Origin of the sequence: Pseudoalteromonas sp. SR43-5, assembly GCF_014163835.1 — a bacterium.
In the GTDB taxonomy this organism is placed as follows: domain Bacteria; phylum Pseudomonadota; class Gammaproteobacteria; order Enterobacterales; family Alteromonadaceae; genus Pseudoalteromonas; species Pseudoalteromonas distincta.
The window spans coordinates 1-26,410 of record NZ_JACJEA010000049.1 but is presented as its reverse complement, the minus strand read 5'-3'; the positions used below and the strand labels follow the sequence as shown (position 1 = coordinate 26,410).

The 26,410-nt window shown below is 37.6% G+C and carries 24 protein-coding genes; 8 read left to right on the top strand and 16 right to left on the bottom strand.

Annotated elements, in window-relative coordinates; translation table 11 throughout:
* Positions 1–20 precede the first annotated feature (20 nt).
* From H5090_RS19765 to fdxA, 3 genes are all read right to left on the bottom strand, one after another.
* The gene (locus H5090_RS19765) at positions 21–1,775 is read right to left on the bottom strand and encodes a putative bifunctional diguanylate cyclase/phosphodiesterase (RefSeq protein ID WP_370626122.1); all 1,755 of its coding nucleotides are present in this window, start codon (positions 1,773–1,775) and stop codon (positions 21–23) included.
* Positions 1,776–2,343: 568 nt separating this feature from the next.
* On the bottom strand, positions 2,344–4,587 hold the full coding sequence (locus H5090_RS19760; RefSeq protein WP_182696544.1) for a carbohydrate binding family 9 domain-containing protein: 2,244 nt from the start codon (positions 4,585–4,587) through the stop codon (positions 2,344–2,346).
* A gap of 136 nt (positions 4,588–4,723) precedes the next feature.
* The gene (gene fdxA / locus H5090_RS19755) at positions 4,724–5,047 is read right to left on the bottom strand and encodes a ferredoxin FdxA (RefSeq protein WP_002958626.1); all 324 of its coding nucleotides are present in this window, start codon (positions 5,045–5,047) and stop codon (positions 4,724–4,726) included.
* A 194-nt stretch (positions 5,048–5,241) separates the two neighbouring features.
* On the opposite strand from fdxA, the gene H5090_RS19750 reads away from it, so the two are divergent.
* Positions 5,242–6,849 (top strand): NAD(P)/FAD-dependent oxidoreductase, encoded by a 1,608-nt coding sequence (locus H5090_RS19750; protein WP_182696543.1) that lies wholly within the window; start codon positions 5,242–5,244, stop codon positions 6,847–6,849.
* A gap of 95 nt (positions 6,850–6,944) precedes the next feature.
* On the top strand, positions 6,945–8,444 hold the full coding sequence (locus H5090_RS19745) for an amidase family protein (protein ID WP_182696542.1): 1,500 nt from the start codon (positions 6,945–6,947) through the stop codon (positions 8,442–8,444).
* A gap of 31 nt (positions 8,445–8,475) precedes the next feature.
* Here the strand turns inward: H5090_RS19745 and H5090_RS19740 are convergent, their stop codons facing one another.
* Both H5090_RS19740 and dapA read right to left on the bottom strand, forming a co-directional pair.
* The gene (locus H5090_RS19740; protein WP_002958629.1) at positions 8,476–9,780 is read right to left on the bottom strand and encodes a DEAD/DEAH box helicase; all 1,305 of its coding nucleotides are present in this window, start codon (positions 9,778–9,780) and stop codon (positions 8,476–8,478) included.
* Between the two features lie 129 nt (positions 9,781–9,909).
* Positions 9,910–10,827, bottom strand: coding sequence for a 4-hydroxy-tetrahydrodipicolinate synthase (gene dapA, locus H5090_RS19735; RefSeq protein ID WP_182696541.1), 918 nt, complete (start codon positions 10,825–10,827; stop codon positions 9,910–9,912).
* 171 nt (positions 10,828–10,998) lie between these two features.
* Here dapA and H5090_RS19730 point away from each other — a divergent pair, with 171 nt between their 5' ends.
* A complete protein-coding gene (locus H5090_RS19730) occupies positions 10,999–11,652 on the top strand; it encodes a DUF6058 family natural product biosynthesis protein (protein WP_138490422.1) in 654 nt (217 codons plus the stop codon).
* A gap of 8 nt (positions 11,653–11,660) precedes the next feature.
* On the opposite strand, the gene H5090_RS19725 is transcribed toward H5090_RS19730, so the two are convergent.
* From H5090_RS19725 to H5090_RS19695, 7 genes are all read right to left on the bottom strand, one after another.
* Complete coding sequence (locus H5090_RS19725) at positions 11,661–12,425, bottom strand: 2-keto-4-pentenoate hydratase (protein WP_154902882.1); 765 nt, start codon at positions 12,423–12,425, stop codon at positions 11,661–11,663.
* 138 nt (positions 12,426–12,563) lie between these two features.
* Positions 12,564–12,968: a hypothetical protein gene (locus H5090_RS19720; RefSeq protein WP_002958658.1), complete on the bottom strand. Its 405-nt coding sequence runs from the start codon at positions 12,966–12,968 to the stop codon at positions 12,564–12,566.
* 454 nt (positions 12,969–13,422) lie between these two features.
* On the bottom strand, positions 13,423–13,767 hold the full coding sequence (locus H5090_RS19715; RefSeq protein WP_182696540.1) for a hypothetical protein: 345 nt from the start codon (positions 13,765–13,767) through the stop codon (positions 13,423–13,425).
* 94 nt (positions 13,768–13,861) lie between these two features.
* Positions 13,862–14,083, bottom strand: coding sequence for a hypothetical protein (locus H5090_RS19710; RefSeq protein WP_182692514.1), 222 nt, complete (start codon positions 14,081–14,083; stop codon positions 13,862–13,864).
* A gap of 450 nt (positions 14,084–14,533) precedes the next feature.
* Positions 14,534–14,821: a putative quinol monooxygenase gene (locus H5090_RS19705; protein ID WP_002958660.1), complete on the bottom strand. Its 288-nt coding sequence runs from the start codon at positions 14,819–14,821 to the stop codon at positions 14,534–14,536.
* Positions 14,822–14,899: 78 nt separating this feature from the next.
* Positions 14,900–15,715: a 2,5-didehydrogluconate reductase DkgB gene (gene dkgB / locus H5090_RS19700; RefSeq protein ID WP_154902884.1), complete on the bottom strand. Its 816-nt coding sequence runs from the start codon at positions 15,713–15,715 to the stop codon at positions 14,900–14,902.
* A 418-nt stretch (positions 15,716–16,133) separates the two neighbouring features.
* On the bottom strand, positions 16,134–17,306 hold the full coding sequence (locus H5090_RS19695; RefSeq protein ID WP_182696545.1) for an MFS transporter: 1,173 nt from the start codon (positions 17,304–17,306) through the stop codon (positions 16,134–16,136).
* Between the two features lie 116 nt (positions 17,307–17,422).
* On the opposite strand from H5090_RS19695, the gene H5090_RS19690 reads away from it, so the two are divergent.
* Both H5090_RS19690 and H5090_RS19685 read left to right on the top strand, forming a co-directional pair.
* Positions 17,423–18,310, top strand: a complete 888-nt coding sequence (locus tag H5090_RS19690) for a LysR family transcriptional regulator (protein ID WP_182696539.1) — start codon at positions 17,423–17,425, stop codon at positions 18,308–18,310.
* Between the two features lie 107 nt (positions 18,311–18,417).
* Complete coding sequence (locus H5090_RS19685) at positions 18,418–19,458, top strand: metal-dependent hydrolase (RefSeq protein ID WP_182696538.1); 1,041 nt, start codon at positions 18,418–18,420, stop codon at positions 19,456–19,458.
* A gap of 74 nt (positions 19,459–19,532) precedes the next feature.
* Here the strand turns inward: H5090_RS19685 and H5090_RS19680 are convergent, their stop codons facing one another.
* On the bottom strand, positions 19,533–20,495 hold the full coding sequence (locus H5090_RS19680) for a sensor domain-containing diguanylate cyclase (RefSeq protein ID WP_154902887.1): 963 nt from the start codon (positions 20,493–20,495) through the stop codon (positions 19,533–19,535).
* 323 nt (positions 20,496–20,818) lie between these two features.
* Positions 20,819–21,088: a hypothetical protein gene (locus H5090_RS19675; protein WP_039487544.1), complete on the bottom strand. Its 270-nt coding sequence runs from the start codon at positions 21,086–21,088 to the stop codon at positions 20,819–20,821.
* A gap of 241 nt (positions 21,089–21,329) precedes the next feature.
* On the opposite strand from H5090_RS19675, the gene H5090_RS19670 reads away from it, so the two are divergent.
* Complete coding sequence (locus H5090_RS19670) at positions 21,330–21,596, top strand: type B 50S ribosomal protein L31 (RefSeq protein WP_182696537.1); 267 nt, start codon at positions 21,330–21,332, stop codon at positions 21,594–21,596.
* Entirely contained in the window at positions 21,593–21,727 is a 135-nt protein-coding gene (gene ykgO / locus H5090_RS19665) for a type B 50S ribosomal protein L36 (RefSeq protein WP_182696536.1), read from the top strand. Before H5090_RS19670 ends, ykgO begins: the two co-directional genes overlap by 4 nt.
* Positions 21,728–21,790: 63 nt before the next feature.
* Here ykgO and H5090_RS19660 read toward each other — a convergent pair whose 3' ends face one another.
* Positions 21,791–22,177: an OsmC family protein gene (locus H5090_RS19660; RefSeq protein WP_002958670.1), complete on the bottom strand. Its 387-nt coding sequence runs from the start codon at positions 22,175–22,177 to the stop codon at positions 21,791–21,793.
* A gap of 82 nt (positions 22,178–22,259) precedes the next feature.
* On the bottom strand, positions 22,260–22,649 hold the full coding sequence (locus tag H5090_RS19655) for a cytochrome b562 (RefSeq protein ID WP_182696535.1): 390 nt from the start codon (positions 22,647–22,649) through the stop codon (positions 22,260–22,262).
* 614 nt (positions 22,650–23,263) lie between these two features.
* On the opposite strand from H5090_RS19655, the gene H5090_RS19650 reads away from it, so the two are divergent.
* A complete protein-coding gene (locus H5090_RS19650) occupies positions 23,264–26,110 on the top strand; it encodes a TonB-dependent receptor domain-containing protein (RefSeq protein WP_182696534.1) in 2,847 nt (948 codons plus the stop codon).
* The last annotated feature ends 300 nt before the right edge of the window (positions 26,111–26,410 follow it).

The window sequence follows — 26,410 nt, the reverse complement described above, 5'->3', positions numbered from 1 at the left end:
CTAACTAACTAACTAACTAACTAACTAACAATATCCCACGCACTTGTACCCGATGCAGAAAGATTGCTTGTGTTATTACGTAATACTTTATTGCCTACATTAACTGATGACTCAGGACGGCTCACTAAATACCCCTGAACTGAACTCACACCCATTTTTTTAACAAGCTCAAACTGCCCTATTTCTTCAACGCCTTCAGCTACAATTTTAAGGCCCAGCTTTTGTCCAAGCTCACTAATTGTATTTAATATATCGTTATATTTTTGGCTTTTATTGGCTTGAGCTATGAACGAGCGATCAATTTTAATAACATCAATTGGTAAATCCGCTAATGTACTCAACGAGCTAAAACCTGTACCAAAGTCATCAATTGCAATAGTGATGCCTTCTTCTCTTAATCTACTTAGCTCTTTGATTATTCTAGGACTGGCTTGAATAAATGTTGATTCGGTAATTTCAAGCATTAGAGACGTCGCCGGTAAGCCGGTTTTTTTTAGCTTCTTCATTATCCAATCATAAATATCACGGTGCTTTAACTGAATGCCCGAAACGTTAACTGATATTTTTACTTTGCGCATACCTGCATTATGCCATGCAGCCATTTGCCGACACGATTCAAGCATAATCCAATCGCCAAGCTCTAAAATTAAATTCGACTCTTCTGCTATTGGAATAAATTCTGAAGGTGGGATCATACCTTCAACTGGATGGTCCCACCGGGTAAGTGCTTCAAAATAATCAATCATACAATCTTCAACATGTACAATTGGCTGAAAAGACAAGTAAAAATCTTTACACGCGAGCGCTAAACGCAATTCTTCGAGTAAATAATGGTAACGGCGCATTTTGTTGCCCATTTCTGGCGAGTAAACTTTAAATATTCCCTTACCATCACTCTTAGCTCTGTACATAGCAACATCAGCTAATTGTAAAAGTGCTTGTGGGGTTGACGCGCTTTCTGGGTAAGCAGCAATACCAATACTGGCACTAATTTTTACTATTTTATTGCCAAGCACAAAGTCTTTTTCAAGCTCACTTAACACGTGCTTCGCAATGTCAACAACTCTGTCGCTATCATCAAGTAGTTCTATAAATATGGAGAATTCATCTCCACCTAATCTTGATAAGTTTTGCTCTAATTGATTAGCGCTATTAATATTACTTAACTTATGGTGACGTAAAACATTTGCAAGTCGACTGGCCACTTGAACTAATATTTCATCACCAAAACTGTGGCCAAACGAATCATTTACTTGTTTAAAGCCATCCAAGTCGATAAATAGAAGCGCACATTTGAGATCTTCCTGATTAGCATGATTTATTTGTCTGTCTATGTGTTCAATATATGCATGGCGGTCAATTAACAGCGTCAGTTTGTCTTGACAAATACTTGTTTGAGTTTGTTTTACATAATTAACTACGTGTGAATTTAAGCTATTTATAGATTGACTTAAGCTGCTTACACCTAATGGGTTCTCTGCCGGTTTAACTTGTAAATTAAATGCAGTAAGTAAGCTATTGGCTTGGCGGTTGAGCTCCGCTATTTGATTTTTATAATGACGTTTTCTACGTTCTCTACGTAAGTAGATACCTGAGCCAAATATCAATATACATAAAAATAAAAAGTTCATGGGTGATGAGAGCGTCATCATGATTAACTTATTAGAATCAGCGGCTACAAATTGGGTATCAGTGGTTTTAATAAGTAAAAAATCAGCTGTTGGCTGCTCAATTATATAATGGCCATTTAAAATGGGATTATACCAAGGAGCCATATCAAGGGAGGTATTCGTGATCTCGAAACTTCGTATATCAATATTAGTCTGAAATAGATTTATACGGTTGATCTGATTAGTTAACTCTATGTTTATGCAGAAACAAAATAGAACTATGATTAAGAAAATAAAACCGAGCGGCTTAAGTTTATTCATAAAAAAAATCCATCTATTTTGCTTCTCCTATCAAACCTATTACCAAAAGCGGATTATATCGCTTGCATTTAGTACTACGCAAGCATTGATATAATCCTAAGCCATTAGAATAACAAAAAATTGTAACGATAATGGATTAACTAACTATATCTACATATAGTATAGATGGGATTAATAAAAATAAACAAAAACGTTTCAATTGTTTAAAATTTAATACATGCGGTATATAAACTTTGTCGTTTTTTCTGCCGCATTAATCTATGCCTCACCACTACAGCTTTAAGTACTTATATTTACTCAACCTTAATCGCATTTGCTCCGCTGTCGTACATCATTTAAAAATTATTCTTGCGCATTATGCATTGCTACTCAAACTAGTAGGAATTATCGCTAATAAAATTATTATTAATATTTAAAGCTGCCATGCATAGCTAACTTTTGTAAATAAGGTACGTTGATCTCGCTCAATATTTTTAAGAGAATCGTCTTGGTAACCTCTATCTGAGTAACCCAAATAAAACAGTGTTTGCGCATTAATTTTATATGAGTAAACAAGCTGACTACCGTAGTCTTTGTTAATTTGGCTAACTTGATAAAAGTAGGCATTTTCGTCTCTATCAATATCTTCAAATTGTAAAATAAGCTTAAGAATTGAACGCATACTAAATTTATAATGAAGCCTAAAATCAACTAAGTTAGCTGTAAATACACGCTCCCCTTGTGGGTTATCTAATTGGCTGTAGTTATGTTTTACATCGAGCTGCCAATGGTCGTTAATGTCCCACACCATTTGGGTTTGGGTGTCAAACGCATCGCCTAATTGCTCATTTGCATAATCAATGCGGCTAGCGTATTCAACATATAATGATAACTTTAAATCTTTAGTGGGTTTAAAGCCTGTATAAATGTAACCAATATTTTGATTATAAAAATTGTCATTATAATTTTCATAACGGTGTACTAAACCAATTTCAAAAATAGATTGTTTTTGACCTTTAAAACTCAAAAAGCCTTCGTATTCTTCTTCAAGTAAGTCGCCATTTTGCGCCCACGTTTTATCCCAGTCAGCTTCGTATGACCATGAGGTAAGTAAATCAGACTCATCTCTGTACCATGTTTGTCCGCCACCAAAGCCTACTTTTTCATAATCGACTTTAGCTTGATAACCTAAATCAGTGCGGTAGTCCTGCCCAATATTTTCATAAGATGAAAATAATTTGTAATCACGTTTATCGCGGGTAAATTCTAGAGCATAAGCTTCATCTGATTGAGTTTCGGATAGATTATAATTTTGAATTAAAAATTCAGAGTTACGAGTATTAGCAGATGATACTTGATACAAAAGAGTATCCGATTGATTAAACCAGTAGCTACCATCCACTGATAATACAGTGTTGTGATAGTCATCACTTTCTCTGTGCGTGCTTGAAATACCAATAGTACCTTGCTGACCTAAGTCATATTGATAACGCCCTGCGGCTGCATTCGTTTTTTCGTTTAAGCTTGCAAAGCCAGAGCCCTGATTCGTTGGCAGTAAAATATTACTATTGTCGTCATCAGCTAGCATTAGCGCATAACTATGATCGCCCGTTTTACCCGTCAGCTTTGCACCTAAAGTAGGCTCTGCAATTGTACGTGTATATAAAAGCTCAAATAAGCTACTTTTAAAGTAAGAAGCACCATCTAAAAAGAAAGGACGTTTTTCAGCGTAATAAATTGAGAAGGTTGTATTTACATCAAGCTCTAAAGAGTCAGTTTCTACTTGCGAAAAATCAGGGTTAATTGTCGCGTTTAAAACAGCATCTTTTGTTAAACCCCAGCGTAAATCTAAACCCACTTCAGTATCTATATCACCCTTATCCCAATCACCTGGCAACGCAGATTTATTATCGTTACGCAGTGTTGTTAATGTAGGTGTTAATTGGATATTTTTACTTGATTCAATGTCACTAAATCCAACTAACTTATCAAACTGGCAAAGGCTGCATTTCACATTTCTATCAAACCCCATGTTTGATAGCTGATATAGCACATCACGTTGGTAGTTTCTCATTACAGAAAAACCCCACGTTAGCTCATTTTCATTTTCAGGAAAACGCAGTGCTTTAAAAGGAATACGCATTTCAACAACATAACCTTTGTCGTTAATTTGTCCTGCGCTATCCCAAATAGCATTCCATGAGGTATCAGAACTCCAACCATCGGTGTCGGTCATTCGTATATCGCCTTGCGCGCCCAGCGGGTTAACATGGAATTCATAACCACTGCGTTCATCATTAAATGTATCAATAACAAGAATAACTACGTCGTCTTCCCATAGCGTATCCCGGTCACGAAGTGATGCACGAATTTGCGTAGGGTCTGGGTCTTGTGCAACATAGGCAACATATAAGTTAGTGCCATCTTCGTAAATAAAGGCATCAGTTTTTACAGGGGGTGTGCCTTTCTCGTTAGGCTCATCTTGGTAGAGTAAAGATATACGTGTTGCATTTTGCCAGTGCGCCTCATTCATAACACCATCAACGGTGATATTTGAATTAATACGGGACAAGGATACTTGCTGTTTTTTAGCCGCTACATCAAGGCTAGAAAGTAATAAAACAAAACTTAAAAATAGGAAGATAAACTTTTTTATTATAGTTATAAAGTGCTGCATAAACATCCATTTAGACTGTAATTACTCATAAGGAGCAACTTAAGCTGAGGATTGTAATTTATCCAGGTACATTTGTTAATACTTTGAAATAAAAAATTAACTATTTAATGATAAAGGAGTAACTAATTGTTATGTATTATGTTTCGAGTAGTTTAAGCTTATCGTCTATGCCATTCCATACATCAGCGTCCTCTGGAGCAGGTTTAACCTCTGTAATGCGCGGCCAGACCAGTGCAAGTTCAGCATTTAATTCAGTAAACTCTTTTTGAGACTCTGGTAGCTCATCTTCTTGGTATATCGCATCAGCTGAACACTCAGGGACACATAAGCCACAATCAATACAATCAATCGGGCTAATTGCTAAAAAATTAGGGCCTTCAAAAAATGCATCTGCTGGGCACACTGATACGCAATCGGTGTACTTACATTTTATACAATTTTCGGTGACAACAAACGCCATACTATTTTAATACCTAAGATTTTGAACAACAGTTGTGGATCATACCCATCCACCCCAAAAATACAATAAATAAGTGCCATATCAGGCTATTTTAACGTAAAATGCGCGCCTAATGTTTGCACACTCGTTGTGCCCTGCATCCCCTTATTGTGAGCGGTTATAATACCCCGCTATGACACCTAAAAGAGATATAAATGATACGTTTAACCGAAATAAAGCTGCCACTTGATCATGACGAAGACGCAATTGGTCAAGCAATTGTAAATAAACTCAAAATCCAACCTGAACAATTGCACAGTTTTAATGTGTTTAAACGTGGTTATGATGCACGTAAAAAATCAGCTATTTTACTTATTTATACACTCGATATAGAAGTTGATAACGAAGCCGAGCTACTCGCAGCATTTGAAAAAGACCAACATGTAAAAGTAGCACCAGACACAAGTTATAAATTTGTAGCCCAAGCTAACAATAATATCAAAGAGCGCCCTGTCGTGATTGGTTTTGGTCCTTGTGGTTTATTTGCGGGCTTATTACTTGCTCAAATGGGCTTTAAACCCATTATATTAGAGCGCGGTAAAGAAGTACGTGAACGTACAAAAGACACGTTTGGCTTTTGGCGTAAACGCACACTTAATACAGAATCAAATGTACAATTTGGTGAAGGTGGCGCAGGTACTTTCTCAGACGGTAAGTTATACAGCCAAGTAAAAGATCCAAAGCATTATGGCCGAAAAGTCATTACTGAATTTGTAGAAGCAGGCGCACCCGATGAAATTTTATACGTAAGTAAGCCACACATTGGTACGTTTAAACTTGTCACCATGATTGAAAAAATGCGCGCTCGTATAATAGAGCTTGGCGGCGAAATTCGCTTTAGCACACGTGTTGACGATATTCATTTAGACGACGGGCAAGTAACAGGTTTAACGCTTTCAAATGGCGAGCAACTAAACACTCGACATGTTGTATTAGCCGTTGGCCACAGCGCACGTGACACGTTTGATATGATCCACAAAAAAGGGATTTATGTTGAAGCAAAGCCATTCTCAGTCGGTTTTAGAATCGAACATAAACAATCAATGATCGATGAATGTCGTTTTGGCACAAATGCAGGAAACCCAATTTTAGGCTCTGCCGATTATAAACTTGTTCATCACTGCGACAATGGCCGCACCGTTTACAGCTTTTGTATGTGCCCAGGTGGCACAGTAGTCGCGGCAACCTCTGAAGAAGGCCGTGTTGTTACCAACGGTATGAGCCAATATTCACGAAGTGAGCGCAACGCTAACAGCGCTATTGTGGTAGGTATATCACCAGAGCAAGATTTTCCGGGTGATCCACTTGCTGGAATAGACTTACAACGCAAACTTGAAGAGCAAGCGTATGAGCTTGGTGGTAGCAACTACGATGCACCAGCGCAGTTAATTGGAGATTTCTTAAAAGGTAAATCATCTGCAGACTTAGGTGAAGTACAACCCTCTTACACACCTGGTATTAAGTTAACTGACTTGAGTAAAGTGTTACCACAATTTGCAATTGATGCCCTTCGCGAAGCGATACCAGCGTTTAATAAACAAATTCGTGGCTTTTCAACTAACGACGGTTTATTAACCGGTGTTGAAACACGTACTTCGTCGCCTATTAGTATTAAGCGTGATAAAACATTCCAAAGTATTAACACCAAAGGGCTTTACCCTGCAGGTGAAGGCGCAGGTTACGCTGGCGGTATTTTATCAGCGGGTATTGATGGTATTAAAGCAGCTGAAGCGGTCGCACTGTCTATGCTAGAAAACGCTTAAACCTCTTTTTTAAGCTGTTTATCGAAAAGCCTCACTTTGTGAGGTTTTTTTGTGCTAAATATATAGAAAATAATAACACCTCAAGCACCTCAACAATGATCAAAACATTTACCTTTTCGTTGCTTAGTGTATTAGCAATTTTTAACGCTAAAGCACAAGAGCTAAAAACCATCGATGAAATCCACAGTGCATATAAAAATAATTCTATTAATGCACAGCAACTCACCCAAAATTATATAGACCGAATTAATAAACTTAACCCACAATACAATGCAGTTATTAGTATTGAGCCTACAGCGATTGCTCAAGCTAAAACGTTAGATGAACTTGCCGCCAAAGGCACTTGGACAGGTCCATTACACGGAATACCTGTACTTCTTAAAGATAATATAGAAACAAAAGGCACACTTCCCACAACGGCTGGCTCTTTAGCACTTAAAAATAACGTTACTAATAATGATGCTTTTGTTGTTAAACAACTACGTAATGCGGGCGCTATAATTTTAGGTAAAGCTAATTTAAGTGAATGGGCAAATTTTCGTTCATCCTATTCATCTTCAGGCTGGAGTGCCGTAGGCGGACAAACACATAATGCGCACGATGTAACACGTAACCCATGTGGTTCTAGCGCAGGTTCTGCTGTTGCAGTAGCACTTAACTTTGCGCCCATAGCATTAGGGACTGAAACAGACGGTTCAATTACGTGCCCTGCCTCAGTAAATGGAGTTTATGCAATAAAACCGAGTATGGGCCAAGTATCACGCTCAGGTGTTGTGCCTCTTTCTAGTAGTCAAGACTCAGTAGGGCCGATGGCGCATTCACTTAAAGATGCATTGCTGGTTTTATCAGTTTTGCAAGGTGAGGACTCTCTCGATGCAACAACTACAGGGTTTAAATTAAATACAGGTAATCTAAAATCAAAATCGTCACTTATTATTGGTGCACTGCCTAGCGACAAATTTACAGTTGAAACGCAGCGCCTTTATGCCAAGCAGTTACAAGCATTAAAACAGGCTGGGCACACTGTTATTAATGTAGATATTACTGATAACTTAGATACGCTATTTGTTGATGAATACTATATTTTACTTTACGACTTTAAAGCCGAAATTAATCATTATCTTGCAATCACTCCCGCACAAGTAGCTGTTAAAAGCCTAAAAGCACTTATTAATTTTAATATTCAAAATAAAAATACAGAAATGCCCCACTTTGAGCAAGACATCCTAGTTCAATCTCAGGCTATTGATTTAACTAACAAACAAAAATACCAAGAGACTAAAGAACGCTATCGCACTTTAGCAACGACAGCCATTGTTAATGTATATAAAAACAACAAGCTTGATATTGTTATAGCGCCTACAGTATCACCCGCCTGGAAGACAGACTTAGTTAATGGTGATAATTTTAATGGTAGTAGTAGTTCGTTATCTGCTATTGCAGGCACAACGCACATAACTCTGCCGGTAGGCAAAGTAAGTGGTTTACCAGTTGGTTTGTCCATAATAGCAAATAAAGAGGGCGAGCAAGCGGCTTATGTATACGCAAATATTATTGATGAGGTGTTATCATCAGGCACAAAAAAACCTGAGTAAACTCAGGTTTTTTTTAACTAAACGGCGTTAACTATGACTTTTTAAGTGACAGTTTTTCGCCTTTTAAGCTTTTACGAACGCTTGAAATACGTGAGCGATTTACTGCTCTCGCTTCACCGGTTGCTTGTCCTGATAACTTGTTAGAACGTGTACGGCGTAAATGCGCTGGTTTTTTACCAATTTTATCAATTAGTACTTCACGGTTACTTACTTCGTAACCTTCTAAATATACACGTTTGATTTTTTGACCGATTAACGTTTCAATTTCAAACAAAGTGTTTTCTTCTTCGCGGCTAACAAATGAGATTGCTTGACCTTGGCGACCAGCACGACCTGTACGGCCAATACGGTGAACGTAATCTTCTGCAAGCCATGGTAAATCAATATTAATTACACGAGGTAAGCCATCAATATCAATACCACGAGCAGCCACTTCTGTAGCCACTAATACACGTACTTTGCCTTCTTTAAACTCACGTAAAGCACGACGACGGTTACCTTGAGATTTGTCACCGTGGCAAACGCCTGCCGGAATACCATCAAGGTTAAGCTCTTTAACAAGCTCATCAGCCGTTTCTTTCATGTTTACGAATACAAGCACTTGTTGCCAGTTTTTCTTACCAATCAATTCAGAAAGTAGCTCTTGCTTACGACGCTCTTCAACAGGATAAACAACATGCTCAACAGTACTTGCTGTACTGTTAGTTTGATCAACACGCACTATTTCAGCTTGTTTTAATACTTTAGATGCAAACTGTTTAATTGCTGCAGGGAATGTAGCTGAGAAAAGTAAAATCTGGCGCTCTTCTGCACAGCTTTTAATCACGTTTTGCATGTCTTCAATAAAGCCCATATCAAGCATACGGTCAGCTTCATCAAGAACAAGGTGCTTAACACTTGCAAGGCTTAAGTTACCTAAACGAATATGATCAAATAAACGACCTGGGGTTGCAACAACAATATCAACACCTTCTTTTAAAGCGTTTGCTTGGCCGGCGGTACTAACACCACCAAATAAACTAACAACTTTAAGTGATGTATGCTTTGCAAAATCTCTAAAATTATTTGCAATTTGTTCTGCAAGTTCACGCGTTGGAGCAAGTACTAACGCATGAGGTGCATTCGTTGTGCTGAGTTCAGACTCAACCAATTTTTGGATGATAGGTAAAGCAAACGCGGCAGTTTTGCCGGTACCAGTTTGTGCACTGGCTAAAACGTCTTTACCTTTACGAACAGCAGGGATTGCTGCGCGCTGAATGGGCGTAAGAGTGTGATAGTTAAGTTCGTCCAACGCCTGGATGATTTCAGGAGCGAAACTAAAAGATTTAAAATTCATGCTGTATAACCTACGGCCACATTATCAAGGGTCGCAAATTATACAGCAAAAACGAGTCAACAGTTAGCTTTAAACTGGATTAAAAGCTAAAAATTAGTTTGTTAAGTCATTAAAATATTGATTATCAACTCAAGAAAGCGTTAATACCTCATTTTGTTTTAATAACTGTGCTTTACCACCGACAACTTCACGTTCGTTAAGCTCATTTATTAATGGCAAACCTACTTTTTGTTGCTCATCACTAAGCGGTAAGTACGGTAATCTAAATACTGGATTTACTGCACCTGTCATCATCATCGCAGTGTTAATAGCAATCGGGTTTGGCTCACAGAACAACCAGCTCATTAATGGTTGTAATGACGTATTTAACTCATCATTTTTAGTATCCATTAATTGGCGAAACAACCCAGGAATAAGGTTAGAAGTAACCGAAATAACACCGTGAGCTTTGTGTACATGACGAGCATCATGTGCTTCATCGTCGTTACCCGACCAACACGCAATGCCTTGCTGCTCATACTGTGCAATGCGCTCATTGCCGCCACATTCTTTAATACCAATTAGGTTCGAGTGCTGTGCTAATGGTTCAATAATATCAGGTGTTAGGTCTTGACCTGTGCGACCGGCTACGTTGTAAATAAAGGCAGGTCCAATATCAAGTACGCGTTTAAAGTGCTCTTTAACACCCGCGATTGACGTACGTCCGTAATATGGGTTAATTTGCAGTGCTGCATCCATACCGCTGGCAAAGCCATATTTAGTTGCTTTAATCGCTTCACGGGTGTTGTTACTACCGGTATTACCAACAATAATCAGTTTGTCACCATATTTGTTTGCACTGTGCGCTATAAGCATTAAATGCTCTTCCCAGTTCATTAACTGGCCTTCGCCTGTTGTGCCACCGACTACAATGCCATCAACGCCCGCTGCAATTTGTATTTCAACGAGTTCATCGTACTTTGCGAGATCAATTTCACCGTTTGCTAAATATGGCGTTTTAATAGCTGTAATAAGGCTTGCTTGTTTAATTTGGTCTAGGGTGCGCATAAAAATTCATTATTTATAAAACTTGCGCTATTTGTAACATACTTGCCGGTATTTTTGGAGGTATAAGCGCACATTTAATTATAAAATCGCTTGTGTTATTGAGTTTGGTAATACAAAATGAATAACTGTATATATGAACAGTATTTTATTTTTAACGATACCAGAGGCTTTATGCGTTTATCTGACTACTTAGCAACTCATTTTTATAACACCGATGAACTGTGCCAAGCATTAAACATAGATGCAGATACACTTTTAGCTTGGCAAGAGCGAAGTGTGTTCCCCAAACCAAGTTACTGTATTAAAAGTCAACTTAGCTGCAGCTCATATTCGGGTTTGTATGAATGCGAAGAATATGACGACTATTATCCGCGCGGCTGTGTTAATTGGGGGCAAGGTCTTTTAAAACAAAAAATAGAATCATCAAGCCATGCTTTTAATTATTTTGCGCAGCAATATACTGCAAGCCTAACTAAACTCGCTCAGCAAGGATTTACGTTTAGCGAAGAGCTATTTGGCTGTGAAATAGACGAGCACTTACAGCAAGTTTGGCAACAGTTTTTATGCAGTAAATATGGCGTACTTACTCAAAATGGATTAATAGACGAAATAGTCTCGGTAGACATTGGCAGGCTATTAGTTGACGACATTACAGAACTGCGCAGTAAAGCGAGTTTAAACCAAGAAGAAAGAGCGCTATTACACCCCGCCATAAAGCTTTTAAACAAAGCGCTAGGGCATGGCGCCGATCATGAAAAACAACACACATTACGCACCCGCTATATAGATGCGCTTATTTTAAAATATGATTTATCTATTAAGTAACGCTAAATTTACTTTGATAAAAACGTAGTGCTAACAGACCCTAAGTCTTCGTAACTAACCGTGGTTAACTGATCTGTATTAAGCTCAACAACACCACAATAAGAGCCTGTTATAAACACTTGCCCAGTTTTTAAATTAATTCCCTTTGCTGATAAGTAATTAACCGCCCAATAAAGTGGAAGCTGCGCAAGTTCTGCAGGATGCACACCTGCCAAGTTTAACTCCAGCTCAGTTTGCTTAACGTTAATATTTACAGTATTTGCGTTATACGCTTTGGCTTTATCTATTTGTGGGCCTAAATACACGCCTTGATTAGATAGGCCATCAGCCAGCTTTTCAATGTGAGTGCTTGGAGTGCCTTCATCAAACCTTTTTTGAATAAGCTCAAGTGCTAAATGGGCGCTGGCAAATGCAGTATCTACGTCTTCATTTGTATAGGTTTTATTACTTGGTAAATCGCTTTGTAAAATAAATGCAATTTCTGGTTCTATCAGCGCTTTGTTATTTGTTGTATACAGTGGGCAATTTTCAGCTTGTTTTATAGGTGCATGTAAAAGAGGCGCTAATATAATTGAGCCATCATCTAAAGGCAGCATACACTTCCAGCCATATACAGTTTGATCATTTAAATAAATCATCAACTTTTGTACTTCTATCGCATCGTCAGTCGAGTCTAGTACTAACTCTTTAGGAAAGTTTGAACGTGCTGGGTTTTCTTCTCTTTGTGCTAATAAGTGAGTAGCAATTAGTTTTAGCTGTATTGAGTTGTTCACATAAATCTCTTTAAAATACGTTACTGGTTAAGCAGTAAATAGGAAGGATTACATTATTAATGTATTAGCTTAGGCATTGGAACATCATGTTAAATGCCTATAATTAAAATTGTATTGAAAACAAAGCGTGGCAATTATTTAAGTATCAATAGATTTGAGAGAGCGTAAAAATAGCCCTAAGCCACCAAACGCTAAAATTATAATAACAATCAAATCAAACGACGTCATAGTTCGCATACTAAATCGAACACTCGATATAACACCAAATATTAGTGCGGTTAACGAGCCAAGAGATAGCACCCAGCCTAAAATATTTTTAGAATTATAAAAAATCAGACCCACACCAAAAATAAATGGGATCATAACCATGCCGCCTGTAACGCCAAAGCCACCTAAAGCATTAACACTATAAATGCGAGAACTTAGTCCAAAATTAGAGGTCACCGAAATTGCGTTTAGCAGCATATAAAAGCCACCGCACATCATAATTAAACCAATAAAAAAATGCCCAATACCACCAGAGCTTCCACCAGCACCTTTCATTATTAATTATTCCTTTTATATTTTTGACTTAATAGTTTTAGATGGTAATTGCTCGAGTATTAACATTGACCGCAATCTACATAATCAATCAGTGCACACGCGAAAATACTTATCGCGTAATTACATGCCAAATAACATAAAACCAAGATAAAAAACCGTGCAAAATTGCCCATAACACAGACTCATTAGCACTCCATGAAATAGCAATTGCTAGGGCCGTACCAAAAGAGACTCCATATTTTACTATTTCATTTCTTGAGTTTCTCATTAGTTATATTCCTAATTTTTAACTTATACCAATCTGCTTATATATGGGGTCTATTTAACGAATTAAATTACGCTAGAACTAGGCAAAAATTTTTATATCTAGTTGTTCTAAATAAAAAATTTTTAACGACGTTATAGTGCAATTTAATTCGTTAAATTGATCAAAGATTTATGCAGGTTGGTATTATTAGCTGCTTGATTTGCTTACTAAAACTGACAGCTCTTTACCATCAATATTAATACTTGCTTCTTTGCCTATTTCAACAATTAAAGAGGGAGCCATATGTTTTCCACCTAGTTTTAGGTCAGTTACTAAACTAACAGTAGAATCATCAATTGGCGTTACTGTAAGAGCAAAACTATACGAATTATCAACTGAAACTGACGCCTCTTCATTTGAATTGACTACTAAAGTAGGTGAACCAATTAAGTTTTTATTATCATAAAATTTAGCATTCACTACAAAACTATCATTAGCTTGTGCAAATGAGGCAAAGCCTAACAACGCTATTATTGCGATTAATTTTTTCATTATTATCTCTATATAAATTATACAGTTTAAAGCTGTTAAGGCTTTATTGGCTGTGATTTTTTAGCTAGCAATTTACCAGCTAATGATTAAAAACTTATGTTTTAGCTCTGATGACATAACCAACGCCCAGCGAACTAATATAGAACAACACTCCAAATACACTAATATCAATGAGTAGCTTTAGAATGTCAAAAGTATCTGTAAACACAAGATACTCAAAAGCAAATAAGTGAAATATGACTTTTGATCCGAAATACGCAGCTAATAAAGGGATTACAAAAATAAGGATAGATTGATTAGATTTATTAATTTCCATACCCATGTCTCCATTATTAGTTTAATTAACTCAGCTCTAAAAATATAACACACAAAAAATATATAAATAGTTTGCTATTTTGAGTCTCTTATTCAGTACCACTCGAACTATTTACGGCTGACTAAAATGCCATGTTATATTTCTATAATTTACACCAGAGAACTTTAATGTAAACAACAAATTAAATAGGCTATTTATTAGAGTGGGTTGTGATAGCAAAACGACTCTTAATAAAGTTATGAACCTCTTTTGATTTCGAAGCACTGTGCATTAACAAAAAAGAGTCCTAATAGGTTTCATTGATATTGGCGAAGTTGAGTATTTAGGCTGGTTGGAGTGTAAGAATAAAAGGTGATGTAAGATAACAGCACCTATTTGAGTATTTACTTTATGATATGTAATTTAGCTAAGTATTTTAATACGTACCATAATAGGCACTATAAAAAGAATTTAACCAATTGATTTATATACATCAATACTACTATTGGTTAAAAGCCCAGTAACTTGCGTACCAAATGCTTTAAAGTGTGGCTCGTTTTTATGCGCTTCAAAGTGCTCGTCAGACGCCCACTGTTCGCTAACAACATAATCGGTATGTTCATCATCACTTTTTACAGATAGTTCATAACGTAAGCACCCTACTTCTTGGCGCGATGACTTTTGTAAGTTTTCAAGTGCTGTAAGCATCACATCTGCATCAATATTTTTGCACGACAGTGCCGCTATAACCGTTAACATGTGTATTCCTTTTAAAAGTTAAGGTGTAGATAATCTACACCTTAAAATATTTAGTTTAACTTTGCGTTTGAGGTAAGTTTACTGATCCCACTGCGGCGCAAAGTCTGGTGTTGCTTGGCGGTCGCCACAATCAAGACCATCAATGCGGGCTATGTCTTCATCATCTAACTTAACGTGGTCGTTAAAGTTATCTTCTAAGTTTTTGCGCTTAGTTGATGATGGAATTGTCGTCATGCCGCTTGCGTTAACCCATGCTAAAACAACTTGTGCTGGACTTGCATCGTGCTTTTTAGCAATGTCGATAATGGTTTGATCTTTAAGTACTTTGCCTACTACAAATGGCATGTACGCTGTCACGTGTATATCGTGCTGAGCACAAAATGCACGCAATTTAGTATTAGTTAAATATGGGTGAACCTCAACCTGATTGGTAAATATTTCACGCGAGTCAAGTGTTTGCATTGCTTCATTTAAGTTTGCAATGGTGAAGTTTGATACACCAATGTGCTTAGTTAAACCAAGCTGCTTCGCTTTTAGTAATTCAGTGAGGTATTCACTCATTGGCTCGTCGTTAGCAGGCGATGGCCAATGAACTAGCAGTAAGTCGACCGAATCAACTTGTAGCTTTTCAAGTGACTTTTTAACGCTTGGGATAAAGTCGCTTTTATTTAATTTGTTATTCCACACTTTGGTGGTTAAGAATATTTCACTGCGCGGAATATTACTATCTTTTATGGCTTGACCTACTTGCTCTTCGTTGCCATAAATTTGTGCGGTATCAATATGGCGAAACCCAACTTCGAGTGCCATTTTTACTGAGTTATAGGCAGTGTCGCCCTCTAAGCGGAATGTTCCCATACCTAGTTCTGGCATTTCTATTACACGTTTTGTCATGGTTTATCCTTATAAAATAATCGGTTTTGAAATACAAACTTTTAAAAGTTTTACGAAATACACCTTTTACTTCTTATTACGACTGTCACTTAAAAATCTATGACCTCATAACATGTATGAGGTCATTAATTTTAGTTTCAAGGTTAGGGTCTGTTAATCTTTAGAGATTACATTTGCAGCAGTGTATTTGGTATTTAGGCAAGGCAGAGCCTATGCAGTGTGGTTGTTCCACATTAATAGGCGATAACGCAGCATAAATGCCAAATACGCGCTGCCTGTAGGTTCTTCCTAGGGTGGATTTACTCTTTGTCCCTCGATTTTTACTTAGCCCACTAGGTTACAAACCTCGCTCCGTGATTAAATCATCCCTAGATTGAACAAATTTAATCCTAAAAGGTCAACAGACCCTGCTAAGGCTTTATGCTTGCTGAATTTCACGTTTATCAAGCATACCGCTGTAGCGTGTAACACCAAGTGCTAAAACAGAGATAACGGCGCCTATCCATGCTGTATCTTGCAGGGTCATGTTCTCTACTACGCTACCGCCAATAATTGAGCCAAGTGCAATACCAATATTAAATGCGGCTATGTTTAAACCTGATGCAACATCTACCGCATTGGGCGTGTGCTTTTGCGCTTGCTTTACTACATAAAGTTGCAAGCCTGGCACATTACCAAAAGCAAATGCGCCCCATACTAAAATAGTAAGTACAGCAGCAATTTTTGATTCCATCGTAAAAGTAAATATCATTAAAATAATACTCAAAGCGCTGAATATAATGCTCAGTGCGCTAATTGGGCCGCGTTTGTCGGCCAACTTTCCACCCCAAATATTACCTACCGCTACCGATACACCGTAAACAAGCATTATTAAGGCAATAGCCGAAGGCGCAAAACCTGTTTGTTGCTCTAAAATAGGTGCTAAATAAGTAAACGCTGTAAACGTGCCGCCATAGCCCAATATCGTCATTAAATACACCAGTAATAAACGCGGTTTTACGATTACTTGTAGTTGCTCTTTAAACGTCGCTGGTATTGATTGTTTTAAATTTTTTGGCACTAAAATAGAGCTGCCGATTAATACAATTAAACCTAATACCGACACAACTAAAAACGTTGCACGCCAACCAAAGTGTTGTCCAATCCATGTACCTAGTGGCACACCAGTTACGAGTGCTACAGTAAGTCCGGTAAACATAATGGCTATTGCACTGGCTTCTTTGTCTTTGCTTACTAGGCTAGTGGCAATCATCGATCCGATTGAAAAAAACACACCATGGGCAAGCCCCGTTAAAATGCGCGCAAGTATTAATGTTTCGTAACCTGGCGCTTGCCATGCAAGTAAGTTACCTAAAACAAATAAGCCCATTAAGCTTATTAGTACCACTTTACGATTCCAGCGACCCGTTAAAGCCGTTAGCACCGGCGCACCGATGGCAACGCCAACCGCATATAAACTTACAAGCAAACCTGCTGAAGGTAGGCTTACGCCTAAGTCGTTTGCAATGGTGGGTACTAATCCCACTATTACAAACTCAGTTGTTCCTATTGCAAATGCGCTTAAGGTAAGCGCCCACAAAGCCAATGGCATAGTTATATCCTCATTAATATTTGAAGAATGTAGTTTGGCTAAAATATCGTTTGCAAAAAATAGCATTAGTGACAAAATACTTTTGTTAATAATGCAAAGATGGTGTTGGTATACTTATGGCAGTTCATTCAAAAACTGAAGATTTAGAAACGTTTATAACGGTAGTAGATTGCGGAAGCTTTTCGGGGGCGGCTAATTTGCTTGATCAACAGGTGGCTAAAGTGTCGCGAGCTGTATCACGCCTTGAAAATACATTGCAATGTACTTTGCTAAACAGAACAACACGCCGATTAGAGCTTACCGAAGAGGGCCATACTTTTATAAAATATGCGCGTGAAGGGTTAAATACGCTTTATACCGGTGAAGAAGCCATAAAGCTTTTAAAACAAGCGCCAAGTGGCAAGCTGCGAATAGATGCGGCAAGCCCTTTTGTATTGCACCAACTTACGCCTTTAATTGGCGAATTTGCCAAGCAATACCCTCACATAACGCTTGATATAACCTCACACGACAGCATTATTGATTTACTTGAACATAAAACCGATTTAGCCATACGCATTGGTGATTTAAAAGACTCAAATTTACATGCTCGTAAACTTGGCTGCAGCCAGTTACGTATTGTAGCCAGCCCAGAATATATAAAAAACAACGCAACAATTTCGCAAATAGATGACTTACAAAATCACAAGATAATTGGTTTTAGTGACTCCCCAAAATTAAACACTTGGCCGTTAGTAAAGCCCGCTTTATTTACGTTTTCGCTTAGCGCAAGCAGCGGCGAAACAGTGCGGCAACTATGTATTGCAAACCAAGGCGTTGCGCTACTTTCTCACTTTATGATTGGCAATGACCTAAAAACAGGTAAATTAGTTGAAGTGTTACCCAGTGCAGTTAGCTCACCTAATAACCGAGAAATTATACAAGCCGTGTATTATAAAAATAATGCTGTATCGTCTCGCATTACAGCGTTTTTAGATTTTATAAAGCCCAGACTTAGTTTGTAAATTTTGGGCATTGATGTGCTTATCAAATATTTCACATTATTTTTTGACGCTTTTTAATAATCAAAAAGTATAAATAATAAAAGTCGCAATTAAAGGTATTAATCAAAATGGATTCTTTAACGCAGGTAGCATTAGGTAGTGCTGTAGGTTATGCGATATTAGGCAATAAAATAGGTCGAAAAGCCGTTTTGTGGGGTGCTATCTTAGGCACACTTCCTGATTTAGATGTATTTTTGCCTTATAGTGGCTCTGTAGAAGCATTTACTTACCACCGTAGCTTTAGCCATTCGTTATTAATACATTTATTAATTAGCCCGCTCATTGTATGGCTAATATTAAAAATACACACCGGAATGAAAACTTATAAAGTGCGCTGGTTTTGGCTAGTATTTTTAAGTTTATCTACACATGCCATATTAGACAGCCTAACGGTATACGGTACACAATTACTTTGGCCTTTTACTGAGTACCCCTTTGCGGTTTCTAGTGTGTTTATTATTGACCCCGCTTACACGCTTCTTTTATTAATTGGCGTAATATGTACGCTAATACCCAAAATACAAGCAGCAACGGCTTATCATATAAATGCAACGGCCTTAGTTTTAAGTAGTCTATATTTATTTTGTGCTTTAATTTTAAAAGTAAGTATTGATGACAAGGTAAAAACAGCACTCAACAACAGGAAAATACCAGTAAATGCGTATATTAGTACGCCTGCCCCGCTAACCACTTTGCTGTGGCGTATTGTTGTGATGTCTGACGGACAATACTACGAAGGTTATGCATCAGTATTTGACGTGCCCAGCGATGTTACATTAACGCCTTATCAAACAAGGCCTTCATTGTTAAATAATATTAGCGATGAATGGGCTATAAAACGCTTGCAGTGGTTTACTAAAGGGTTTTATTCGGTGCGTCAACAGCAAAGCAATATTGTACTTTCTGATTTACGTATGGGCATGGAATGCAACTATGTGTTTAATTTTGTAGTGGGTCAAAAAAATGATTCAGAGGTGAGCATTGGTAACTTTGAAAAAATAAGTCAAAGACCAAACTTAAACAATCTTCATAAAATATGGGACAGGATTTGGCAACCAAATCTGTCTTTAGCATCACCCTCTGCAAAAAATGACTGCAATAGCGAATAACGTCATATTATAAGATTCGTACTAGCATGAGGAAGTTAAGTGAAGTTCAAGCAGCAATTAAACTAAATAGCTCACTAAAGTGATTGCTGCTTTTTTTGCTGATACATTGCAACATCAGCATCTTGAATCATATCCTCAACCGATTTACCTGTATCGTATTTAAAGTGTGTTACCCCTACACTGTAATCAATTTTGTATGGCTTATTTAAGGTATTATTGGTATGCGCAATTGCATCCGCAAACCTTTGTAAAACAAACTCAGCTTTTGTTTCATCTAAATCACTTAGCATTACTACAAACTCATCTCCGCCAAGTCTGCCTATTACTTCACAATCACAAAATGAACTAAGCATAATTTGCGCAAATTTATTCAATACAAAATCGCCTTCGTGGTGCCCATAAACATCATTAATTTGTTTAAATTTATTAAGATCAAACAATATAAACGACATTGATACTTTGTTTCGCCTGCATACATTTAGCGTATGCTCAGCAAGGTTCAAAAAGCCACGCCGGTTAGAGATTCTTGTTAACTCGTCAATTGTAGCTAGTTGAATTGATTGAATCTCTTGCTCAACCAACGTGCCTAAATCTCTTAGTAATTGTTTTTCTTCATCATTAAGGTGTCTAGGTTTATTATCGGCAAGGCATAAAGTGCCTATAATAACCCCTTGCCTTAATTTTAAAGGAAAGCCGGCATAAAAGCGTACTTTAGGATCGCCTGCAACAAAAGGGTTATCAAAAAACCTTTTATCTTGGGCTGTATCTGGGATTATTAAGAGCTCGTCTTGATTTATGGTATGGCCACAAAATGAGGTTTCGCGAGGAAGCTCAGGCGCATCAAGCCCCTGCCTAGATTTAAACCATTGGCGGTCTTCGTCAATTAAAGTAACCAATGAAATAGAAACATTAAACATACGCTTGGCAATACGAGTAACACGATCAAAGCGCTCTTCATGCGACGTATCTAGAATTTTTAATGTTTTTAACGCATGTAATCGCTCTGCTTCGTTACTTGGGATCTCAGGTTTAATCATTAAAGCTCAATTAATTTTAAGTGTTTTATGAATTACGAAATGGGAGCGAATATTTTCGAGTATATAACCCATAAACTTATTTAAATTATAAACAGTCTGTCTATTAAAATTAGAACATTACCTTAAAATAGCAATAAATACTTATGAATATCAGTAAGTCGTACCTAAATAAAGATAAGATTAAATCCGCAAAAAATTATGATGAAAACAGGTGGGAGTAGTGGTTGATACAACATTACTACTTTCTAGTTAAAAAGTAGTAGTGGCTATTTAGTTTTATTTAAATAACCACTGGATTTGGCATACTTACAAAAATAAACACTTTAATTTTGGTGCTCATATTGTCCACGGTAAACTTCAAATACTTTTAAAACAGTATGTTGCTCTTTAGTTAGGTTATCAAACCAAGTATCAAACAGCTCATCATCTTCTTGCTCACTAAGTGCCATATACCTTGCTAGTAACTCTACAATATCATTGTGGTTGCAGGTTAACGGATTTACTTGTTGCGCCAAGGTACTGTGGTCGCGCTCTCTTAGGGTTTCCATCACCCCTTGGTCAATTTGTTCTTGTTGTTGTGTTGCGTCACTCATACATAACCTCTGTAATAACTTTATAACCGTATTTGTTAACGTTTTAACTCTTAAATATAGTTATAACAGCCTAAACGCCAATAGCCAGCATTTTTAATTCAAGTGCTTATTTTTTGATTTATTTGCACAAATAGCCAGCAATTACGCCCCTTTTGGGGAGCATTTAAATAATTTGCAATGAGAGAATAAATACGTTAAATTAAAATGATACATTATCACATATCATTTATTGAGGCGTATTATGAAACCAAATATTCATCCTGATTACCAAGTGGTTGCTTTTCACGATACTGCTGCCGATTCTTACTTTATTATTGGCTCAACTATTAAAACAAGCCGCACAGTAGAAATAGACGGTAATACTTATCCATACGTACCTATTGACGTATCAAGTGACTCACATCCATTTTATACAGGCAAGCAAAAAACTGTTGCTACAGATGGCCGTGTTGCACAGTTTAACCGTCGTTTTAAAAATTTATCGACTGTTAAAAAGGAAAAGGTATGAAAGTATTAAGTTCCCTAAAAAGTGCGAAGCAACGCCCGGGGTGTCAAATTGTAAAACGCAAAGGTCGTGTATTTGTAATTTGTAAAAAAAACCCACGCTTTAAAGCAGTACAAGGAATGAAAAAGAAATAAGTTAAGCCGTGGGGCACTATACATAATTAGGTAGCTTGTTAAAGCTACCTAATTTAGGGAGGATTATTTTACCACTACTGAAAACTCTGGCACTGCCTGAATTACTTTTTTTACCGTACAGGTATTAACGGCTGCAATAAGCGCCTTTTTATATTTATCAGGAAAACCGTCTGGTAGGTTAATCTCAATTGAAAATAACTTTTTACCGTTATCATCTACATTTTCATTATTTTGAGTAAGCGTCATACCTTGCGTTGAAATATCACGCTGCTCACAAAATTTACGCGCATAAAAACCTGCACATAAAACCATACTTACTAAAAAGTAATCAAACGGTTCTGGATGCTCTGCGTTGCCACCAGCGTTTACACTTTGATCGCTGATTACTTCTAGGTCGCCAAATTTAGCGCTTTGCTTTTGGCCTTCTAACATTGAAACTGAAATTTCCATTGTGTTTCCTTATATTTATTGCTGCAGATACCTTTAACGCAATTAGCTTAAAAGTAGCGACTAAAGATACATATAGTTAGGTTTATGAACCGAACAGTAATTCAAAGAACCCTGGAGGCTCATGTAGCTCATGATATTTTTTACGTAAATTATCTATATTTTTCAGTGGTTCTTTTGCCGCATTTAGCCCCTGCTCGTTTGCTGCTTTTTTTGCAAGTTCAGCTTGAGCAATCACTTTATCAAGGCCCTGCAATGACTGTTCTGGTTTCTTGTAAAACTTACCTGTTTTACTCACTTTAACCAGCTTTATAAATTCATCAATCGCAGTATTAAATTCACTAAGTTGAGTTGCCTGTACTGCTTGTTTATACGCAAGGCCCGTATTTTTCATATTTATTTCAAGATCGACAGATTGCTGCGCAAAAGACATTGAACTAAACAACAAGGTAAAAATAATAACTAAATACTTCATGGTCAAACCTATTAATTAAAAACAGCTAAATTGTACCAAGTTTACGCGCTAAAGTAACTTAAGGAGCAATTGAGACCCCCAAAACTGTAAAGGGGGTTTACACGTTTAGAGCTTTTTAAAGATTAATAATGAAAAATATTCAAACTTCACTTTATTTGAAAATAAAGCCTTACATTAAATTCATTTTAAAACGGGATATACATACATAATACTTACAACTAAGTACATATAACACTCACCGCCTGCTCTTTATATAAATTAGAATATTCCTAACTACTTTTAACTAAAAAATAATTGCTATAAAAACCATCTCTAAAATTATAAAAACTATAAACATGTAAACAGCATAAATACAAAACAAACCCACCATGTAAATTAACCATAAATAGCCACCTAATCTCCCCCCACAAACTAGTGTAAAAAAGGCAATAATAGCCATTTAAATTATTTCAAGTTGCTTATTTAACAGTAAGTTACTTACTTTTAATAAGATTATCAGCATGCAATAATCGCCGCCCTCATAACAAAAGTTATAGGTTTTTATCTAATACAGACTGTATTAAGTAAAAATAAATATCGTATTAAATTACTATAAAATGTCCTTTGGGGAACACATGAAACGTCATAATTTACTTTCTAATAGCATTAAATGTGCATTAATTACTGCTGCTGCAACAGCAAGTAATTCTGTGCTTGCACAAGATGAGCAAGCAACAAAAATTGAACGCGTTGAAGTAACGGGTTCACGTATCTTACGTGAAGGTGCTATTGCACCTGCACCAGTAACAGTTATAAGCGGCGAGCAGCTAATTAATACTGGCGCTGTAAACATTGGTGAAGCGCTAAACAATTTACCAGCACTTGGCAATACATATTCTATGGCTAACTCAGGCCGTTTTATTGGTACTGCTGGTTTAAATATTCTTGATTTACGTAACATGGGTACAGACCGTACCTTAGTACTTGTAAATGGTAAGCGTCATGTATCAAGCTCTGCTGGTTCTCAAGCTGTAGATACCAATACTATCCCAAGTGTTTGGGTTGAGCGTGTAGAGATAATTACTGGTGGTGCATCTGCTGTATACGGTGCTGATGCGGTAACAGGTGTTGTTAACTTTATATTAAAAGACAACATTGAAGGCATGGACTTTAGCGTTACACGTGGTTTTGCCGATTTAAGCAGCTACAACAACGAAAAAGCGACGTTCTCATACGGCTCTAATTTCGATAACGACCGTGGTAATGCCGCTTTTGCTATTGAGTACTCAGGTCAAGATTCATTAAATGCTCTTGACCACCCTTGGACTAGCACATCTTTTAGCAGCTTACCTAACCAAGCCCAAACGGATGAGAACAAAAATAGTGCTGACTTTCCTGATGATATTTTAACACCTAATGCGGGTTATTACGCCATCAATGATTCAGGTGTTTATGCACTTGAAGATCCAACTAAGTATATTAATAGCTTTAACCCTGATAGCAGCGCACGTGATTTATACATAGGCAATAACGCAGATCCATATTCATGTGCAGAATGTGACTTTTTTAACTTAGGCCAATTTGAAGAAATACAACCTGAGTTCGAGCGCTACAACGTAAACTTTAAAGTTAACTACGATGTGACCGACGATTTAAACGTCTACTTTGATGCAAAATACGTAAACAGCCAAGGCGAAAGCATAGGTCAACCTGCGTTTTTCTTTTTTGACAGCGACAACAGCATTAAAATTGATAACCCTTACCTAGACCCAGCCATCAAAGCACGTATGCAAGAGGAAGGTGTTGATTCGATCATGGTTAACCGCATGATGAGTGACCTTGGCCGCCGCATTGAAAACAATACGCGTGAAACAACGCGTTTTGTCACAGGCTTAAAAGGGACTGTTTTAGAAGATTGGGAATTAGATACGTCAGTTGTATACGGCCAAACAGATCTAGAGCGTGAAAACGGCGCTAACATGATTTTAGCCAACTACTTTAATGCACTTGATGCCGTTGAAGATACTGATGGTAACGTAGTATGTCGTAGCGCTGCTGCACAAGCTGACGGCTGCGTTCCTGTAAACATTATGGGTTTTGGCGCACCATCTCAACAAGCGATTGACTACATAAATACGGTATCAGTTGGTACTTCAACAATTAAGCAAACAGTTGTTTCTGGCTCACTTGCTAATGGCGCTATTTTTGAATTACCAGCAGGTTATGTAGGTATTGCATTTGGTGCCGAGTACCGTAAAGAAGAAAGCGAAACTAAAGAGCCAGATAACGCAGAAGGTACTTTTTTTAACGCACTGGGCGAAGATAAAGGCTCCTTCAACGTACGCGAAGTATTTTTTGAAGCGACGATGCCAATTTTAACTGACTTACCGCTTATTCAAGACTTAGTGTTTGATACTGCAGTACGTCATGCTGACTACAGTACGATTGGCGAAGCAACTAGCTGGAAACTTGGCCTTGATTGGACTGTAAATGATGAGCTACGTGTACGTGTCACACAATCTGCAGCACTTCGTGCGCCTAACATTAGTGAAGTATTTGGGGCAGCAAGCCAAACTTTCTACAATGTAGACGACCCGTGTCGCGCCGACAACCTAGGTGACTTATCAAACGGTGCAACACGTACTGCAAACTGTGCCGCATTAGGTGTAGCGAGTGACTTTAACTCCGGTTACGATGCAGCCTCATTAGATGGTTTAACTAGCGGTAACCGTGATGTAAAAGGTGAAGAGTCAACAAGTACAACTGTAGGCATTGTTTACCAACCAGAGTTTCTAGAAAACGCGCTGCTTACTATTGATTACTGGGAAATTGAACTTGAAGATGCGATTGACACAATCGACGCGCAAGACATTCTTGATCGCTGTGTTGATAGCGCAACAGGTATAAACAATCAGTACTGTAACTTAATTACACGTAATGCTAATGGTGAAATTACTTTAATACAAAACTCTGTATTAAATGTTGCCGGCCAAAAAGCATCAGGGATAGATTTTGAACTAGGTTACGACTTTGACGCGCTTGAAGGTAGCTTCAAAACCCGCTTAATTGGTACCTACTTAATTGAACGTAAAGATTACCCGTTCCAAGACGACCCTAGTAACTACATTGAATACGCAGGTACTACAGGTGAAGCTAAGTGGCAAACTAACTTATCTGTAAGTTATGTTATGGATAACTTTTTCTCAACAGTTGAAACACGCTTTTTAAGTGAAGTAGATTTATATACAAATGTTGAGCTTGAAAGTAACTCGAACCCAAGTAACCAAATGTCTTACGGTAAATACTTTATTACCGATATGACTGTTGGTTACAACTTCGATAGTGGCTTAGGCGTTAAAGTAGGTGCTGATAATCTATTTAATCGTAAACTTCCGTACGGTTCACGTGGTACAAGCGCGGGTAGCGCAAGTTACGATAACATTGGCCGCTTTGGCTACATTAACTTAAGCTACAGCTTATAATTAATAAAATAACTTATTAGGGCGTGTTGATCATTGGTGGGTGAATTTGCAGCAGTATGTTTGGTTTTTAGGCAAGGCAGAGCCTATGTAGTGTGGTTATTCCCCATAAATAGGCGATAACGCAGCATAAATACCAAACATGCGCTGCCCGAAGGGTTCTTTCTAGGGGCGATTAACTCTTTGTTGCCTACATGGATGTAGGTAAGGGGCGTGAGCAGGACGCGGAAGCTTTGCTCGGTTTTTACTTATTCTTACATGGATGTAAGCCAGTAGAATAACGCAGGAGCAGTTATCGAGCCC

Coding starts and splice junctions, on each gene's coding strand:
- H5090_RS19740 (WP_002958629.1), bottom strand. CDS start 9,780: ATGAATTTTAAATCTTTTAGTTTCGCTCCTGAAATCATCCAGGCGTTG.
- H5090_RS19670 (WP_182696537.1), top strand. CDS start 21,330: ATGAAACCAAATATTCATCCTGATTACCAAGTGGTTGCTTTTCACGAT.
- H5090_RS19675 (WP_039487544.1), bottom strand. CDS start 21,088: ATGAGTGACGCAACACAACAACAAGAACAAATTGACCAAGGGGTGATG.
- H5090_RS19655 (WP_182696535.1), bottom strand. CDS start 22,649: ATGAAGTATTTAGTTATTATTTTTACCTTGTTGTTTAGTTCAATGTCT.
- H5090_RS19695 (WP_182696545.1), bottom strand. CDS start 17,306: ATGCCATTGGCTTTGTGGGCGCTTACCTTAAGCGCATTTGCAATAGGA.
- fdxA (WP_002958626.1), bottom strand. CDS start 5,047: ATGGCGTTTGTTGTCACCGAAAATTGTATAAAATGTAAGTACACCGAT.
- dapA (WP_182696541.1), bottom strand. CDS start 10,827: ATGCGCACCCTAGACCAAATTAAACAAGCAAGCCTTATTACAGCTATT.
- H5090_RS19685 (WP_182696538.1), top strand. CDS start 18,418: ATGGATTCTTTAACGCAGGTAGCATTAGGTAGTGCTGTAGGTTATGCG.
- H5090_RS19690 (WP_182696539.1), top strand. CDS start 17,423: ATGGCAGTTCATTCAAAAACTGAAGATTTAGAAACGTTTATAACGGTA.
- H5090_RS19710 (WP_182692514.1), bottom strand. CDS start 14,083: ATGGAAATTAATAAATCTAATCAATCTATCCTTATTTTTGTAATCCCT.
- dkgB (WP_154902884.1), bottom strand. CDS start 15,715: ATGACAAAACGTGTAATAGAAATGCCAGAACTAGGTATGGGAACATTC.
- H5090_RS19760 (WP_182696544.1), bottom strand. CDS start 4,587: ATGCAGCACTTTATAACTATAATAAAAAAGTTTATCTTCCTATTTTTA.
- H5090_RS19745 (WP_182696542.1), top strand. CDS start 6,945: ATGATCAAAACATTTACCTTTTCGTTGCTTAGTGTATTAGCAATTTTT.
- H5090_RS19730 (WP_138490422.1), top strand. CDS start 10,999: ATGCGTTTATCTGACTACTTAGCAACTCATTTTTATAACACCGATGAA.
- H5090_RS19750 (WP_182696543.1), top strand. CDS start 5,242: ATGATACGTTTAACCGAAATAAAGCTGCCACTTGATCATGACGAAGAC.
- H5090_RS19715 (WP_182696540.1), bottom strand. CDS start 13,767: ATGAAAAAATTAATCGCAATAATAGCGTTGTTAGGCTTTGCCTCATTT.
- ykgO (WP_182696536.1), top strand. CDS start 21,593: ATGAAAGTATTAAGTTCCCTAAAAAGTGCGAAGCAACGCCCGGGGTGT.
- H5090_RS19660 (WP_002958670.1), bottom strand. CDS start 22,177: ATGGAAATTTCAGTTTCAATGTTAGAAGGCCAAAAGCAAAGCGCTAAA.
- H5090_RS19705 (WP_002958660.1), bottom strand. CDS start 14,821: ATGTTAACGGTTATAGCGGCACTGTCGTGCAAAAATATTGATGCAGAT.
- H5090_RS19650 (WP_182696534.1), top strand. CDS start 23,264: ATGAAACGTCATAATTTACTTTCTAATAGCATTAAATGTGCATTAATT.
- H5090_RS19720 (WP_002958658.1), bottom strand. CDS start 12,968: ATGAAAGGTGCTGGTGGAAGCTCTGGTGGTATTGGGCATTTTTTTATT.
- H5090_RS19765 (WP_370626122.1), bottom strand. CDS start 1,775: ATGGCTCCTTGGTATAATCCCATTTTAAATGGCCATTATATAATTGAG.
- H5090_RS19680 (WP_154902887.1), bottom strand. CDS start 20,495: ATGATTAAACCTGAGATCCCAAGTAACGAAGCAGAGCGATTACATGCG.